Source organism: Streptomyces camelliae, assembly GCF_027625935.1.
In the GTDB taxonomy this organism is placed as follows: domain Bacteria; phylum Actinomycetota; class Actinomycetes; order Streptomycetales; family Streptomycetaceae; genus Streptomyces; species Streptomyces camelliae.
Genome location: NZ_CP115300.1, coordinates 9,234,741 through 9,249,566, shown reverse-complemented (window position 1 = coordinate 9,249,566; position 14,826 = coordinate 9,234,741). Strand labels below are relative to the sequence as shown.

The 14,826-nt window shown below is 68.0% G+C and carries 15 protein-coding genes and 1 pseudogene; 7 read left to right on the top strand and 9 right to left on the bottom strand.

Annotated features, from left to right (window positions below; genetic code table 11):
- Positions 1-697 precede the first annotated feature (697 nt).
- Positions 698-1,954, bottom strand: a complete 1,257-nt coding sequence (locus O1G22_RS42705) for an alpha/beta hydrolase (protein WP_270086223.1) — start codon at positions 1,952-1,954, stop codon at positions 698-700.
- Between the two features lie 42 nt (positions 1,955-1,996).
- Here O1G22_RS42705 and O1G22_RS42700 point away from each other — a divergent pair, with 42 nt between their 5' ends.
- Together O1G22_RS42700 and O1G22_RS42695 are read left to right on the top strand one after the other, a co-directional pair.
- Positions 1,997-2,554, top strand: coding sequence for a helix-turn-helix domain-containing protein (locus O1G22_RS42700; RefSeq protein WP_270086222.1), 558 nt, complete (start codon positions 1,997-1,999; stop codon positions 2,552-2,554).
- Positions 2,555-2,775: 221 nt separating this feature from the next.
- Positions 2,776-3,114 carry an NAD(P)H-dependent oxidoreductase gene (locus O1G22_RS42695; protein WP_428986467.1) on the top strand — a complete coding sequence of 113 codons (339 nt, stop codon included), beginning with the start codon at positions 2,776-2,778 and terminating at the stop codon, positions 3,112-3,114.
- Positions 3,115-3,271: 157 nt separating this feature from the next.
- Here O1G22_RS42695 and O1G22_RS42690 read toward each other — a convergent pair whose 3' ends face one another.
- Entirely contained in the window at positions 3,272-4,432 is a 1,161-nt protein-coding gene (locus O1G22_RS42690; protein WP_270086221.1) for an aromatic acid exporter family protein, read from the bottom strand.
- On the bottom strand, positions 4,393-4,746 hold the full coding sequence (locus O1G22_RS45080; protein ID WP_428986466.1) for an SUKH-3 domain-containing protein: 354 nt from the start codon (positions 4,744-4,746) through the stop codon (positions 4,393-4,395). The genes O1G22_RS42690 and O1G22_RS45080 overlap by 40 nt, the downstream gene beginning before the upstream one ends.
- Positions 4,747-5,015: 269 nt before the next feature.
- On the opposite strand from O1G22_RS45080, the gene O1G22_RS42685 reads away from it, so the two are divergent.
- Positions 5,016-6,251, top strand: coding sequence for an ISL3 family transposase (locus tag O1G22_RS42685; RefSeq protein ID WP_333492470.1), 1,236 nt, complete (start codon positions 5,016-5,018; stop codon positions 6,249-6,251).
- Between the two features lie 475 nt (positions 6,252-6,726).
- Here the strand turns inward: O1G22_RS42685 and O1G22_RS42680 are convergent, their stop codons facing one another.
- On the bottom strand, positions 6,727-7,965 hold the full coding sequence (locus tag O1G22_RS42680) for an IS256 family transposase (RefSeq protein ID WP_270079380.1): 1,239 nt from the start codon (positions 7,963-7,965) through the stop codon (positions 6,727-6,729).
- 335 nt (positions 7,966-8,300) lie between these two features.
- On the opposite strand from O1G22_RS42680, the gene O1G22_RS42675 reads away from it, so the two are divergent.
- From O1G22_RS42675 to O1G22_RS42660, 3 genes are all read left to right on the top strand, one after another.
- Positions 8,301-8,597 (top strand): hypothetical protein, encoded by a 297-nt coding sequence (locus O1G22_RS42675; protein ID WP_270086219.1) that lies wholly within the window; start codon positions 8,301-8,303, stop codon positions 8,595-8,597.
- Positions 8,598-8,599: 2 nt separating this feature from the next.
- Positions 8,600-9,055: a mycothiol transferase gene (locus O1G22_RS42670; RefSeq protein WP_270086218.1), complete on the top strand. Its 456-nt coding sequence runs from the start codon at positions 8,600-8,602 to the stop codon at positions 9,053-9,055.
- Positions 9,056-9,750: 695 nt separating this feature from the next.
- On the top strand, positions 9,751-9,885 hold the full coding sequence (locus O1G22_RS42660) for a hypothetical protein (protein WP_270086217.1): 135 nt from the start codon (positions 9,751-9,753) through the stop codon (positions 9,883-9,885).
- Positions 9,886-9,976: 91 nt separating this feature from the next.
- Here O1G22_RS42660 and O1G22_RS42655 read toward each other — a convergent pair whose 3' ends face one another.
- Together O1G22_RS42655 and O1G22_RS42650 are read right to left on the bottom strand one after the other, a co-directional pair.
- Positions 9,977-10,603: a hypothetical protein gene (locus O1G22_RS42655; RefSeq protein WP_270086216.1), complete on the bottom strand. Its 627-nt coding sequence runs from the start codon at positions 10,601-10,603 to the stop codon at positions 9,977-9,979.
- 144 nt (positions 10,604-10,747) lie between these two features.
- Positions 10,748-11,608, bottom strand: coding sequence for a rod shape-determining protein (locus O1G22_RS42650; protein WP_270086686.1), 861 nt, complete (start codon positions 11,606-11,608; stop codon positions 10,748-10,750).
- A gap of 202 nt (positions 11,609-11,810) precedes the next feature.
- Here O1G22_RS42650 and O1G22_RS42645 point away from each other — a divergent pair.
- A pseudogene (locus tag O1G22_RS42645) lies at positions 11,811-11,933 on the top strand (IS5-like element IS4811 family transposase); the annotation flags it as partial.
- A gap of 6 nt (positions 11,934-11,939) precedes the next feature.
- Here the strand turns inward: O1G22_RS42645 and O1G22_RS42640 are convergent.
- The 3 genes from O1G22_RS42640 to O1G22_RS42630 are packed head-to-tail and all read right to left on the bottom strand — an operon-like array spanning position 11,940 to position 14,733.
- The gene (locus tag O1G22_RS42640; protein WP_270086215.1) at positions 11,940-12,626 is read right to left on the bottom strand and encodes a GntR family transcriptional regulator; all 687 of its coding nucleotides are present in this window, start codon (positions 12,624-12,626) and stop codon (positions 11,940-11,942) included.
- A 44-nt stretch (positions 12,627-12,670) separates the two neighbouring features.
- A complete protein-coding gene (gene cuyB, locus O1G22_RS42635; protein ID WP_270086214.1) occupies positions 12,671-13,384 on the bottom strand; it encodes a cysteate racemase in 714 nt (237 codons plus the stop codon).
- Positions 13,381-14,733 (bottom strand): dicarboxylate/amino acid:cation symporter, encoded by a 1,353-nt coding sequence (locus tag O1G22_RS42630; protein WP_270086213.1) that lies wholly within the window; start codon positions 14,731-14,733, stop codon positions 13,381-13,383. Before O1G22_RS42630 ends, cuyB begins: the two co-directional genes overlap by 4 nt.
- Positions 14,734-14,826: the final 93 nt, after the last annotated feature.

Sequence of the window (14,826 nt, the reverse complement as noted above, 5' to 3'; positions counted from 1 at the left end):
GGGTCGTTCAGGTGGATCTTGATCCACTGGCCCTTCTTCTTGATGTACCACCAGACCCAGAGGGCCTGCGAGGGGGCCTCGCTCTGCTTCCGGCTCAGCTAATCATTGAAATGCTGGCTGTACGCGCTCCAATTGTTCTGCATGTCGACGTACTGCCAGGGCACGCCCCTGATGGCGTTCGGCCCCGACGGCGGCACACTCGCCTACGGCATCTCCGCCGCCGGCTACGAGGCCCCCCAGCGGATCACGCTCTGGGACATGGCCCACCACCGCGTCCGTACCACCCTGGGACCTGGCGACCCGCGACTCCGCCGTAGCCGTTATCGGCCTTGCCCTGGACTCCGGCGGCCGCACCCTGTACGCCGTCCGTACGCCCTCAGTCGGTGAACTGCGTGACGAGGTGTGGGACACCGGGCACCACCGCCAGCTCAACGAGGTCCTCCAGGACCGGCCACAGCCGTTCTCCGGCGTGTCCGTACTCGGGCGCCACGATGACTCCGGGCAGGAGAGGTCCTGATCCTCCGAGCAACCCCCGCGGGTGCGGGGACGACGCCTTGGGTCCCCCGGAACCCCGGAAAGGCCCGGGATCGGGTGACAGCAGCCACCAGGAATTCCCCACGGACGGCCAGTTGCGGTGTAACCGACGGTGATGCTGTGGGCTCGACGGCATTGGCCTGGTGGCGGGGCCTTGCCCTCCCTACTGCGGTGCCAGCCACGTCGCGATCTCGTCGACCACGGTCGAGGCGACATGTCCCGGTCGGGCGTATTCGGCTGGGGCGGGATGGCCACTGCCGGGGAAGAAGAGGTGGTTGGCGTTCTGGTGGATCCGGATCGTCACCCCGGTTCGGTGTGCCAGGGCGCGTTGCCAGAGTGCCAGATCGTCAGCGACGGTCACTTGGTAGTCCCGCCCGCCTTGCAGGATCAGCATCTGGCAGGCCAGTTTGGCAGCCGTGGCCACCGGGTCGTAGGCACGCAGGTCGAGCCAGTAGGCGGCGGAGAACCCCAGAGGCAGAAGTTCCGGGGGCGTGTCGGGTGCGAGGTGGGGGCCTGCCACCAACTCGGCTTGCCGGGTGAGTGCGGCCACCGCCTGGTCGGCGCTCGGGCCGGGGGCGAGCGTCGCGAGATAGCGGGCCGTCCGGACGGCCGCCTGGTGCATCGGCTCCGCGTCCGCGGCGAGAAGCACCAGGCCTGCGATCGTCGGGTCGGCGGCGGCGATCCGAGGCGCCGCCTTGCCACCCATGCTGTGGCCGAGCAGATGGATCCGGTCCGGGGCCACCTCGGGTTGCTGCAGGAGCAGTTGGACGGCGGCGAGTGCGGGCGGCAGGTACTCGTCGGCCATCGTGAAGTCGCAGGGCAAGCGGTCCGGGTGGGCGAAGGTCGGCTTGTCGAAGCGCAGCACGGCCACTTGGCGGGAGGCGAGTCCCCAGGCGAGGTCCTTGAGCGGCTTGTTCGGGCCGCTGGTCTCGTCCCGGTCGAACGGCCCTCCGCCGGCGAGCAGGACCACGGCGGGCCACGGTCCGCGCCCCTTGGGCAGGGTGAGTGTGCCGGGCACGGCGAGTGGCCCGGTCCCGAGCAGGACTTCCCGCTCGGTGAACCGGTCCTGTTGCGCGTAGAGCGGTGGCTGCCAGATGGTGCCACCGTGGGGATCCAGGCGCAGCCCGTGCAGCAGGCCGTCGCCGCCGACGGACGTGACCACGGTGAAACGCCCGTTGACGCAGGTGATCGCGATGCGTGCCCGGACCGGATCGGCCTCGCCGGCTTCGATCTCCGGTTCCTGGATCTCCCGGATGCCGCCGTGGCCGGCAGCTTCGGTCGCCCAGGCCACTCGCAACGTCTCGATGGAGACCGCGGCCCGCAGCGGGGGCGCGAAGAGTTCCGTGATCCGGTCAAAACGCTCTTCCCGCAACAGTGCGGCGAAGCCGCGTGCCACATCCAGTACCCCAGCCTCATCCATTCGCATAATTGAGAACGGTAGCAGTTGTGAGAAGGTTTGAGTATGGACTCCCTGAAACTCCTCGCCCACCCCATCCGGCTGCGGATCGTGCACGCGATGGGTGGTGGAAGACTGCTGACCACTGCTCAGCTGTGCGCGCGCATCCCGGAAGCCTCCAAGGCCACCGTCTACCGGCACATCGATCTGCTGGTGAGCGGCGGGATCCTGGAAGTGGCCGAGGAGCACAGGGTGCGTGGGGCAGTGGAGCGGCACTACCGACTACGCCAGGACCGGGCCGTCATCGGAGCCGAGGCGGTCCGCACGCTCACCCCCGATGACCATCGGCAGGCATTCGCCACCGCCATGACCGCCCTGCTCGCCGAATTCGACGCCTATCTCGACCGTGAGGAGGCGGACCCCGTGGCCGACCAGGTGGGCTACCGGCAGCACGCCCTCTGGCTCAGCCCGGCGGAACTGACGGAGCTGATCACCGAGCTACGCGCGGCCATCGTGCCAAGGCTGGCGAACTCGCCCGGCCCTGAGCGGGCGCAATACCTGCTCAGTCCGATCCACTTCCCGATCGAAACCCCGCAGAGGGAAGGCGAACGGCCGACGATTTGAGCCGGGCAGCCACCCCGTTGACGACTATGCACCGTGACATTCGCGGCCAGATGGCTTCCCGCTAAGAACCCATCTCTGAACTTCCCCTGATCGGTTCCATCAGGGGCCATCTGGCGGGGGATGTCGTGATCAGGTCCATGCCTGGGTAGCGGCCGATGACGAAGCCCGCAGCTTCGTAGACCGGCTTTCCGGCCTCGCTGGCGTGCAGTTGGATGTAGTGGATGCTGGCTTCGTGGAGCCAGTCGACCGACGTGATGCCGCAACGGGCCCTGGCGTACATGCCCGTCCTCATCGGCGCGACCGGCGGCACCGAGCGGCACTCTCTGGTGCTCGAACATGCCCTGCGGCCAATGTTCTCGTACCTGCACGCGATCGTCTCGCCCCGGCCTGTCTACGCCGCGACCAGCGACTTCGGCGCCCGGACAGGCGCCCTGGGAGAACGCATCACCGCTGCCGCCGCCGACTTCAGCCGCCTGCTGCGCGCGTGCGGACCTCGTGCACATCGCGAGATCGTCGACGAGGACCTCGCCTCCATGCAACGGCTGCTGGGAGAGACGTGACCGACGCGTCTGCGCTGCGACCTCCAGCTTGCGCTTCGCGCGGGTTGCCGGCTGTTGTCGTGCCACCGATGCCCACCGCGCCGCGCCCGTCCTCTGTGTTGACGTCTGGGTGGGTGGGGAGCACCTGGCCCGGGGCTGTCATCCGGGGCGGGCTGGGTCAGTGCTTGTGTGCGTGGTCCAGGTCGCTCAGCAGCCTTTCCAGGTCTGTCATGAGTGAGCCGTAGACGTGCCATGCGCCTGGTTTGGTGAGTCGTCCCAGGCCGATCATGTCGGTCATGGCATGGTGCCAGGTGAGGGTCTCGTCGATCGCTGTACGCAGCCGTTCGCGAGGGGAGGCTTCGGAGGGGTCTGCGATCAGGTGGGTTTCGACGGACCCCTGGACGGCCGCGGCGGCCAGGTGCAGGGCCTGGGAGTACCGGTCGAGGAACTGTTGCCCCAGATGGTGATCGGTGTGCCCGTCGTGGGCGCTGTCGGCCAGGGTGCGGGCGATTCCGCGGACTTGGATCGCTATGCCGCGCAGCACCTTGAACGCATCGCTGTCCGTGTGCGCCGTGTTCCTGCGTCGCGTGTGCGCGACGCAGCGCGTGTTCCAGCGCAGGCTCTCGTCGGCCTGCTGTACCTGCTGCTCCGCGTGCGTGAGCCGCTTGTCCAGGGCGCGGGCCTGGTGCAGCCAGCCGTAGCCCTTCGAGGAGAGCTGTCGCCGGGCGAGGCCGGATCCCATGTCGTGCAGCAGTGAGCCCAGGGCCTCGGCGAGGTCACGCAGAGCGGAGTCGGACTCGTTCAGATACAGCGGAGGCAGCACCACGGCGTTCACCGTGATGCCCGCGACCGCGCCGGTGAGCGTCTGCAGTACGGGGTAGAGGAGGTGACCCATGGGATCGGTCGCGGTAGCGGTCAATGCGATCACCGCCGTCGAAGCGATCTGGAGACGGTCGTCGGCGGTGCGGCGGGGACCGGCCAGGACCGCGATGAGAGCGATGACCGTGACGGCGCCGGCGGTCGGTCCGAGAAGCCGTGCGGCCGCGAGGGCGAGGATCAGGCCGGCGATCCTCGCCCCTACGCTCTGCGTCGCTTTCCTTACCGACTCGTACACCGTGGAGGCATTGACCATGAGCACGGCTGTGGCGACGGCGAGGTAAGGCTGGTTCTGGGGGACCCACGGGGCGACGACTGCCCAGGTCAGCAGGGCCGCGATGACCGTCTTGACCCCGTGCACCACATGATCGGCGCGCTTGCCTTGGAGCTGGCGGGCGAGGGCGCGTACCGGTGCGCTGACCGTCAGCGCCGTACGCTCCACCACGATGGTTGAATCTTGCACGACATCGATAGTGGCACCGTTTGCCCTTTTTGGCCGTGACGTCGGCCACGGTCCAAAACGGAGGGCGGCAACCACCGGGATTGCCCCCACGGCGCGGGGTCCAGCTCGAATGGCGTGCGTGCACAGCTGATCCCCGGTCCGCTGACGTTCACAGTCAAACCGCCGAACTCTTGCAGGAAGGCCTCCGCAGTGTCGTGCATGGGGAGGCCCACCGCTTCGAACATGGATCGCCAGCGGGCCGTGTCTACCTTCCGTCCAGGCGTCCATCCCAACGCCTCCAACACCTCATCTACCTCTGGCGACCAGCTACTCATCTGGGGCCCCGACTCCTCAGCTATAGGTGAGCATCGATCATCTCAGTGACCGACGTCACTGAACAGTGTGTGACCGCTTCACGGAAAGCGAGCCAGAACCCGATCTGGTTCTGGCACAGATCTTGGGGAGTGGTCGCGGAGTGTTACCTCGATGTTCGATTGCGAGGGGACATTTCGCGTGAGACCGCGTACGCCTTGTCGCCCCAAAGCCGGAAGTGACGCTCCATCAGATATCTGCTGGCGGCTGCTGTGGACGGCTGTGGACAGTGATGGTGCTGGTCATGCAGACCGATGCACCGTTCTGGGAGTCGCTGGTCTTCGATGGGATCGACGATGTGGATGTCGAGGCGGTTACGGCTGCATTCGGCACGGTCGAGGTGGTGGCGAACGGTCGCGCGGCCGGGGCGGCGTGTCCGGCCTGCGGCCGCTTCTCGGATCGAGTCCACGGCCGCTATCTGCGCAGGCTGAGAGACCTTCCGCTCGCCGACCAGGGCTTTCTGATCCGGCTGAGGGTCCGGCGCTTCATCTGTGGGTCGGTAGACTGCCCGCGTCGGACGTTCGCCGAGCCGTTCTCGCGGCTGGCCGCCCCGCACGCACGGTTCACCACTCGGCTCAACCACGTCCTGGAGCGAGTTGGGCTCGCGCTGGCCGGACGGGCCGGTGCTCGGCTGGCTGCCGAGCTGGGCTTCGGCGCGGGAAGGATGACCTTGTTACGCAGGGTCATGGCATTGTCCGATCCACGGTCCAGCACGCCGCGTGTGCTGGGCGTGGACGACTTCGCGATCCGCCGCGGCCAGACCTACTCCAACGTCTTGACCAGTGTCGAAGACCATCGCGCGGTCGATGTGTTCCCGACTCGCGAAGCCGGGCCGCTGGCCGCCTGGCTGATCCGCCACCCCGGTGTGGAGATCATCTGCCGAGACCGCGCCAGCGCCTACGCCGAAGGCGCCCGCCGCGGTGCCCCCGATGCTTTTTGCAGGTCGCCGACCGGTTCCATCTGTGGCAGGGCCTCGGCCGAGCCGTCGAGACCTGCGTCGCCGCCCACCGCGACTGCCTGCGCAGTCCCTCGCCCAGCAGCCTGCTACCGGGGGCCACCGGACTGCTTTCAGGACGGCCCCAGGACGACTCGGAGCCCGTCGGCCGACGGGCCGAGCGGAAGAAGGCAGCATACGCACTGGTCCACGAGCTGCTTGCCCAAGGCCATTCACGCCGGGCGATCGCCCGACACCTGGGCTGGGGCCTCAACACCGTCCTCCGGTAGGCAAACGCCGCACGCTGGCAGGACACCATCCGCGACAACCGGCCCCGACCCAGCAGGCTGGACCCCTACAAGCCCTACGTGGAGCGACGCTTCGCCGCAGGATGCACCAGCGTCACCCACCTCTACAACGAACTCGTTGCCGTCAACGCGCCCGTCACCTACCAGATGGTCCGCGCCCACATCGCCACCCTCCGCGAGTCTCCGGTCGGCACACCAGACCGGCCTCCGACGGTGCGCCAGGTGACAGGCTGGCTCACCCGACACCCCACCGCGCTGAGCGAGGACGACCATGCCGACCTGAAGGTGTTCTGGCCCGCTGCCCCGAACTGGACGCGGCCGCCGGGCATGTCCGCGACTTTGGCGAGATACTCACGGGTCGCCTCGGCTCCAGGCTCCCTACCAGGATCGACGCAGTCGACGCCAGTCAACTGTCCGGCCTTACCGGCTTCGCACTCCACCTGCTCCGGGACCTCGACGCCGTGATAGCCGGCCTCACCCTGGAATGGAGTTCCGGCAGTATCGAAGGCGCCGTGAACCGCATCAAGAAGATCAAGAGGCAGCTCTACGGCCGAGCCGGATTCGAACTACTCCGCAAGATGATCCTTCACCAATAGCACTTCGAGACGCTCCTCAAGAGCTGCGCGAGAACCGGATAGTAGGAACGGTCACGTCCGCGGGAGTGGTGTATCGACGGCCACTCGGTGATCTCTTCTTTGAGGCTATGCGGTGAGTTCCGTCGGGATGACTGTGTCGTCGGTTTCTGACTCGATCGGGTGGAGGCGGGCCTTGGCCAGCAGGTCGAGTCCCATGTAGCGGCGGGCTTCGGTCCACTCGTCGTTCTGCTCGGCCAGCACCGCGCCGACCAGGCGGATCAGGGCGGTGCGGTCGGGGAAGATGCCGACCACGTCGGTGCGGCGGCGGATCTCCTTGTTGAGCCGTTCCTGCGGATTGTTCGACCAGATCTGCCGCCAGATCTCGCGCGGGAACGCGGTGAACGCCAGCACATCGCCCTGAGCGGCGTCCAAGTGGGCTGCCGCCTTGGGGAACTTGGCCTCCAATGCGTCCAGGACGTGCCGCATCTGGGACTGGACTGCATCGATGTCGGGTTGTTCGAAGACGGTCCGCAGCAGCGTGGCCACCCACGGCTGGGCCGACTTGGGCACCTGGCTCAGCAACGCGCGGGCGTAGTGAGTACGACATCGCTGCCAGCTCGCGCCGGGCAGGGTGGCCCCGATCGCGTTGACCAGGCCCATGTGCGCGTCTGAGATGACCAGTTGGACGCCCGATAGGCCGCGGGCGATCAGGGAGCGCAGGAAGGCCAGCCAGCCGGCGCCGTCCTCGGCAGTGGCCACGTCCAGGCCGAGAATCTCACGGTGCCCATCGGCGTTGACGCCGACCGCGATCAGCGCGTGGACGTTGATGATGCGGCCGCCCTCGCGAACCTTCTGCGTGAGCGCGTCCACCCAGACGAACGCGTAGGGGCCGGCGTCCAGGGGCCGGTTGCGGAACGCGGCGACCTGTTCGTCGAGATGCTTGGCCATGGCGCTGACCTGGGACTTCGACAGCTGGGTGACGCCCAGGCTCTCGGCGAGCTTCTCCACTCGGCGGGTGGAGACGCCGAGCAGATAGGCGGTGGCGACCACGCTGATGAGGGCCTGCTCAGCCCGGCGGCGACGCTCCAGCAGCCAGTGCGGGAAGTAACTGCCCTGACGCAGCTTGGGAACGGCGAGTTCGACGGTGCCCGCGCGGGTGTCCCACTCGCGAAGGCGATACCCGTTGCGATGGTTGACTCGCTCGTCGCTGACCTGCCCGTATTCAGCATTGCAGAGGGCATCGGCCTCGGCGGACATGAGCGCGTCCGCGAACGTCTTGACCATCGCGCGCAGCAGATCGGGACTCGCCGCTGCGAGGTTGTCCTCCGCGAGGGCGTGCAGGGGCAGACTGTCGGGTGCGGTCATCGTGCTGATCTCCTTCGTGACTCGACATCTCGAAGATCAGCCGGTGGCCGTTCATCTATGCGGGCGTCACCCCGACGCGGGAGCAAACCCCCGGATCAGGTCGAACCCGTACACCACTTCCCAGGACGCAACCGTAGGAACCTCATCTGCGGCGGGCGTCTAGCCAGTACATACAGGTGCCCAGTCGTGGCAGGATGGCCTCATGTTGATCCGAAAGGACGATGCCGCGTAGGCGTCCCAAGGCCGTCCGTGCAGAGCGGTGGCGGCCACGATGGCAGTATCCGGTCCTGAAGGTCCCCGGTGTCTCCGCGCGGACTCGTGCAGCGATCCGCCGGGTGGAAGACCAGGAGCTGTGGCCCAACGCGGTCGCCAAGGCACTCTCGTGCTTCGAGTGGGCTTTTGAGCAGCCCGGACGCTACCTGGACGCCTCCGCCTTTGATTCGCCCGGGCTGGGAGACGCCCGCGATGACCTGGAGTGGGCGATGCTGTACCTTCCGCCCGGAGCCAAACGGGACTTGGGCCGATTGATCACGCGTATCGATGAGGAATTCGAGCGCCGCACCTTGCCAGAGCCCAACTACAGCGAGTGGGCGACGATGTGCTGGTGGTGGACCAGAATGCGTGAACGCTAACTGTGCCTGGGATCGAGCCCCTCCCTGCAATCGAACAAACCTGTCACCCTCTGCAACCACTCCCCAAGATCTGCGCCAGAACCCAAAACTCACCTACAAAGCCAGACGTCGACACCGCAGACCCATCCGAGGCGTTCGCGATCTGGCACGAGGAATGCGCCCGATCCCGCGGCATCGTCGATGCCGCCCAGTCCCCCGACACCACCGGGCGGTACCGAGACGACGTCTTCTCTCTCCGCTACATCCTCACCCACATGATCGAGGAATACGCGCGGCACAACGACCACGCCGACCTCCTCCGCCAGCGCATCGACAAATTCGCCGAACAGCAGTGGACGGCAGGGGCCGGTCCCCTGACCGGGGCGGTCGACGGTCCCCGCGGGTGCGGAGCGCCGAAGGCAAGGCGTCGGCCAGCGCGAAGCGCACTGAGACCGGCTGGCACATCCCGCAGCGCGTGAGAACGCGAAGCGCGCGGCCCGACGAGAGCGCAGCGGACCAGCGGGCACGTGGCAAGGCGGTCTGGCAGGCACAGCGCGCCGCCCCCACACTGGCACCGACCGCGCGAACACCACCACCAGCACGGGCATTCGCACGAGCGAGGAAGCCGCGGGCGGCGGGAAGAGCGGCTCGGCCGCGGTCGCCCATCCGTTCCGCGAGACCGTCGCCGCAATCGAGAACGCCCTCGACCTCGACCACCACCGCTCCGGCAGCCTGGTACGCCTGGCCCCCTACCTCCACCAGCACACCGCCAGCCGCATCGGCAGCCTCTCCCGCCTCCTACGACGCGCCGCCATCACCGCCATCCTCGACGGCACCGAGAAGACCACCGGCCCCGCCCTGGACACCATCACCCTGGACCACCTCGCCGAACAGCACTACCGCCCCCGCACCATCACCCACAAACCCACCAGCACCAACCGCGCCACCCGCACAACCACCCGTCACCAGGACGAAGCAAGACAGCAAGGGCCCGGCGCCAGGCTGCAGCCGGGCATTGTCGCGACCACAGACCCGCAGCGGGCGCGGGTGGCGCGGCCCCGCACCAGGCCCTGTGTCGGCAGACAGCAGCCGCGCCTACCGGCTCGCGCAAGTATCCCAACGGTGTTCTCCAGCGCCGATAGCGTGCACTCCGGGAGCAGGCCAAGGAGTACGCATGAACGATCCGGTCAACGCGGCATCCGCAGCCCAGGACCCCGCCCTGGACAAGGTCCTGGCCGCCTGCAAGGAGAAGCTGCCTTGTGACCGCCTCGGCGGAGTCGACGCGTTCACCACCACGGTAGCTGCGTGATGTTGACGGCGACCGCGGTGCACGGGATCGGATCGCCGATCACCACCGACATGGCCGCGTCGGGGTAACCGGCCGCTCTCGTGCAGCACGATCACAAGGAGGGCTCCGTAAGCCTCTTCCAGGCCGGCCAGTGCTCCCGCGCCCTGGCCGCGCTGAAACCGATCGAGGCGACGAGCAGGGCCTGAACCACGGCGATCAGGGCGGACAGCGTCCAGAGCCATTCGGGATTGGCGGGCGGCGGGCCGGCACTGACGCCGTACCTGCCCCGGGGATCGACGGTGACGGTGATGTGGTCACCGACAGCGAGGTCCCCCGCGCCGATGGCGCCGAGCGGCTGGTGGTGGGAGGCGTCCGCCAGGATCGCTTCCGTTCCGGCGTCGAACGGGCTGGCGCTGCCCTGCAGAGCCGTCACGACCGCCGGGACGGGTCGGCCACGCTCGTGCAACGCCTGGTCCTTCAGAACGATCCACCCCACAAACATGGTCACAGCGACGCAGACGGCCACCGCGATCTCCCGTATCCGCGCGCTCTCCTCCGTGTTCTCCGTCCGAAAGTCGTACAGGACGAACGCCAACCCGATCAGACCACCCACCAACACCACCCCGACGAAGCCCATGACGAACGTGTTCCGCCATCCGACGGGCGTCAGCGACGCACCGTAGACGAGGCCGAACGCAATCGCCGTCAGCATCGCGCTCGCCGGCACCGCGAGTGCCACCCACGAAAACCGCACGAGCCATCTCCGCCCGGTAGTGCTCACCGGTTCCTCCCCAAGTCTGTTCCGGTGTGATGCCCACCCTTGGTGTGGTGATCGCCCCGCGAAAGCCGCACGAGTCCTGGCCCGGAACGCTCCGCATGGGGTTTACCCGTCGTCGGCGTTCAGATCACGTGGTAGCCGCAGGCCGAGCTTCTCCAGCAATTGCAACTTCTCTGAAAGGTCAATGCGGTGCTCGACGATGACGGGGGCAGGCGGCTTCTCGGCGAGCAGACGGGCCACCCCGTCGAGGAGGACCTGGGGATCGTGAAACCCTGCCGTCGGTTCGACCACCCGACGAGCGGGCAGCCCGGTCAGATCCGTCAGGTGGTCCTCCGCTCCGGGCAGGTGCGGGCCGGTCAGCAGCAGCCCGCCGGCGGTCGCCTGCCGGACGGTCTCCGGCGGCGCTTCACGCAGCACCTGCTCCACGAGGCCCACCACCGGCTGGTAGGCAGGGGCCACGACGGCGCGCAGTTCGGTCGGCGACAAGGTCACCTCGCCCGGCTGCCGAGGGAAGACACGATCCTCGGTGATCATCGATCCGTAGACAGGCCCGGGGGTGGGCACCGTTGACGATGGCGCGAACACGCCGCCGTGAACGACGGCGGCCCACGCCGACTCCAGGCCGGCGTCGAGCCGGTGCTCGGCCCGCAGGTGCTCGACCACCGCCTGGGCCAGACCTCGCGTGCCACCGGCCACCAGACCACCGGCGATCGCCTCGCGCCCGGCGACGACAGCGACCGAGGTGCGTAGCCCGTCCTGGTGCACCACGACACACGCGGCCGGCTCCGGGTCCAGGCCGGCACCGGCCAGTGCGGCCACTGCCTCGTCCACCACCGTGACCACCGCCGCCGGCCACAGCTCCTGGACCTTGTCCACGGCCGGCTCCACCCCCGGGTGTGCACCGGCTCCGGGTGCCACGAGGACCACCGACCCGATCGGCGCCGACAGCCACGCCCGCTTCGTCATACCGGCCAAGATCTGCGCCGCAAGCGACGCATCCGCCCCAGGGCCCGGATTCCAGGCCAGCTCCAACACCACCTGCGAGTAACGGGCGTCGCGCCCTGTCACCTGCACTCGTATCTCGTCCAGAGCCCACCAGAGCACGCAGCTCGCACCGTTTTCCTGTGCGGCGGTCTTTGATGATTGACGACCTTCAGTGGGATCTTTCAAGGACGCCTCCGGTTTCGTCGTGCTGCCTCGCCGCTGGGTCGTCGAGAGGTCGCTCGCGTGGATGATGCACGGTCGCCGCCACGCAAGGGTGATATGGAGACTCGGTAGACCCACCGACGCACCTCTGTCAGGCGGTTGCCGGCTCGGTGAACTGGTTGGTGTCGAAGAGCTGGTTGATGTGTCCGCCGAGTTCGGACCAGTGCCGTCCGGAGAGTTCGGCTGCGGCGCGGGCATCGCCGGTTGCGCAGACCTGGACGAGCTGGTCGTGGTGCTCGATGGTGTTGCGGCCGCCGAGCAGGGTGGAGAACTTGCGGTAGAGGATGCGGTGGATCTGCGGGTGGAGCTGCTCGACGATCCGGCTGAGGACGGGGTTGTCCGAGGCCATGATGGGGACGGCGTGGAAGCGGTCGTCCGCCGTGAGGGCGGCGGCGGTGTCGTTGGCGGCGACGGCCCGTTCGAAGTCGCGGTTTGCATCCCGCATGCGCTCCAGGTCCTGCTCGGTCATCACCGGCACGGCGGTCTCGATGGCGAGCTGGTCGAGGGAGCGCAGGACGGCGAGGGTCTTTACGGCGTCGCGACGGTTGAGGGGGGTGATGCGGGTATAGACGCCGGGCTTGGCCTCGACGAGACCGATGTCAGCGAGCCGGGCGAGCGCCTCGCGCACCGGGGTGCGGCTGAGCCCGAGGCGCTCGGCGAGCTCGCTGTCCTTGACCTTCTCTCCCGGGACGAGTTCGCCGCGCACGATGGAGTCGCGCAGGCGGTGAAAGACCTCATCGCTGAGGAGGCGGCGGGAGACGGGACTGTCGAGTGACATATTGCGTACAGTACATCGGACCGGCAAGAGCTTGTTCGTCCCCGTCATCGGGCCTGGACACGGCGGACGAGTGCCTGGGCCAGGATGACGGCGGGATCGATGAGGGGGACGTCCACGGCGTCGGTGGGCAGGCCGAGTGGGATCTCGGTGCAGCCCGCGATGATCGCCTGCGCTCCTTGTGCGGACAGCTGTTGTGCGGCGTCGGCCAGGGGTACGGCCGCTGCTGCCTGGTCGCCGGCCTTGACGGCGCGGATGGCGGCCATGACCTGGTCCTGCCGGCTGGTTGGGTCGGGCAGAAGCAGGCGGATGCCGTGGCGTTGGAGCCACTCCTGGTACAGGCCCGCACGGAGGGTGCCGGTGGTGGCCAGCAGTCCGGCGGTGTGGACAGTCGGATCCAGGGTGGTGAGGTGGCGTGCGACTTCGGCGATCATGTGGATGATCGGCAGTCCGACGTGGTCGGCGATGCGGGGCACGAAGGCGTGCGCGGTGTTGCAGGGGATGGCGATGACGGTGGCGCCGGCCTCGCGCAGGACCCGGCTGCCATTGAGGAGCCAGGGGGTCGGGTCGGGGCCGTTGCCGAGGAGGGCCTCGGTGCGGTCGGGGACGGTGGGATCGGACCAGATGACTGTCCTGAGGTGGTCCTGGTCGCTGTGGCCCGGAGTCATCGACACCAGTTTGGCGTAGAAGTCGGCGGTGGCCGCCGGTCCCATGCCGCCCAGGATGCCGATGATCTCCGTGGTGCCGGTCGAGCTGGTCACTGCGCGGCATCCTTCTGAAGTGCCGGTGCGAGTTGCGACTGGGGGGCGGTGTCGTTGACAGCGGCCCCCTGGCTCGGGCCGTGTTCGGCCTTCCGCCGCTTCTCGGAGTTGTCGATGACGGCGGCGGCGAGGGAGTTGCCGATGACGTTCACGCCGGTGCGGGCCATGTCGACGATGAAGTCCACGCCGAGGAGCAGGGCGATGCCCTCGGCGGGCAGTCCCATGCTGTTGCCGGCCGCGATGAGGACGACGATGGAGGCCGAGGCGACTCCGGCCATGCCCTTGGACAGGAGCACCAGCACGCCGACCATGAGGAGCAGGGCGGGCAGGGAGGTGTCGCCGCCGTAGGCGTTGGCGAGGAAGACCAGGGCGGCGCCCATGTAGAGCACGGAGCCGTCGGTGTTGAAGGAGTAGCCGAGGGGGACGACGAAGGAGGTCGTGGAGCGGCTGACGCCGAAGTCCTCCAGCTTGCCCATGAGGGGGGCCAGTACGGATTCGGAGCTACGGGTGACGAAGGCGATGCCCGCCAGGTCGGCAATCGACTTGAGCAACTCGACGTAGCGGATGCGGTAGATCGCGGCGATGAGGGGGAAGAGCAGGCCGAGGACGATGGCCAGGCCCGCGTAGACGACGGCGATGAAGCCCGCGAGGCTGCGCAGGTTGCCGAAGCCGTAGTGGGCGACGTCGTAAGAGATGAAACCGAGCACCCCGAGCGGCGCGATGCGGATGACGTAGCCGACGACCTTGAACATCACTGCGGCGACGGACTCCAGCACGGAGGCGAAGGGCGCCGCCTTCTCCCCGATCGCGGCCATGGCCACGCCCACGAGCAGGGCGAAAACGATGGCACCGAGCAGGTTGCCCTCCCCGAACGCGGCGAAGATGTTCTTCGGTACGGCGTGCAGGACCAGCTCGTGGAAGTCGATGCCTTTGCTCAGCCCGTGAAGGTCCTTGGCGTCGGCCCCATGGACGGGGGCGCCCTTGCCGATGCCGGTGAACTTGGCCAGGCCCACCGCGATCAGCAGGATGACGGTGGTGACGATCTCGAAGTAGAGGATGGCCTTGCCCGCGATCCGGCCGACCTTCTTCACCGACTCCATACGGGCGATGCCCAGCACGATCAGCGGGAAGACCAGAGGCAGGACGACGACCTGCACCAGGTTGAGGAAGACATCGCCGAGGATCTTCATCTGCACGCCGGCACTCGGCGCCAGCGTGCCGATCAGGGCTCCGAGTCCGACAGCGATGATCGACTGCACGCCGATCGGTATCCGCAGATATCGCCGCAGGAGGCCCGGCCGGGCTCCGGAACGCCCGTCCGTGCTGGTCGGGGTGTTTTGTGAGTTCACCTGAGCTCCAATATATTGCGCTCTGCGTATTGGACGGTAAGACTGGGCCGCAGACGGCGACCTGTCAAGACGTCCCGCACGAGCACGCCGGCC

Excerpts from the sequence above, each read along its gene's own strand:
- O1G22_RS42705 (WP_270086223.1), bottom strand. The coding sequence starts at position 1,954 with ATGGATGAGGCTGGGGTACTGGATGTGGCACGCGGCTTCGCCGCACTG.
- O1G22_RS42640 (WP_270086215.1), bottom strand. The coding sequence starts at position 12,626 with ATGTCACTCGACAGTCCCGTCTCCCGCCGCCTCCTCAGCGATGAGGTC.
- O1G22_RS42700 (WP_270086222.1), top strand. The coding sequence starts at position 1,997 with ATGGACTCCCTGAAACTCCTCGCCCACCCCATCCGGCTGCGGATCGTG.
- O1G22_RS42660 (WP_270086217.1), top strand. The coding sequence starts at position 9,751 with ATGAACGATCCGGTCAACGCGGCATCCGCAGCCCAGGACCCCGCCCTG.
- O1G22_RS42685 (WP_333492470.1), top strand. The coding sequence starts at position 5,016 with ATGGTGCTGGTCATGCAGACCGATGCACCGTTCTGGGAGTCGCTGGTC.
- O1G22_RS42650 (WP_270086686.1), bottom strand. The coding sequence starts at position 11,608 with ATGACGAAGCGGGCGTGGCTGTCGGCGCCGATCGGGTCGGTGGTCCTC.
- O1G22_RS42695 (WP_428986467.1), top strand. The coding sequence starts at position 2,776 with ATGCTGGCTTCGTGGAGCCAGTCGACCGACGTGATGCCGCAACGGGCC.
- O1G22_RS45080 (WP_428986466.1), bottom strand. The coding sequence starts at position 4,746 with ATGAGTAGCTGGTCGCCAGAGGTAGATGAGGTGTTGGAGGCGTTGGGA.
- O1G22_RS42680 (WP_270079380.1), bottom strand. The coding sequence starts at position 7,965 with ATGACCGCACCCGACAGTCTGCCCCTGCACGCCCTCGCGGAGGACAAC.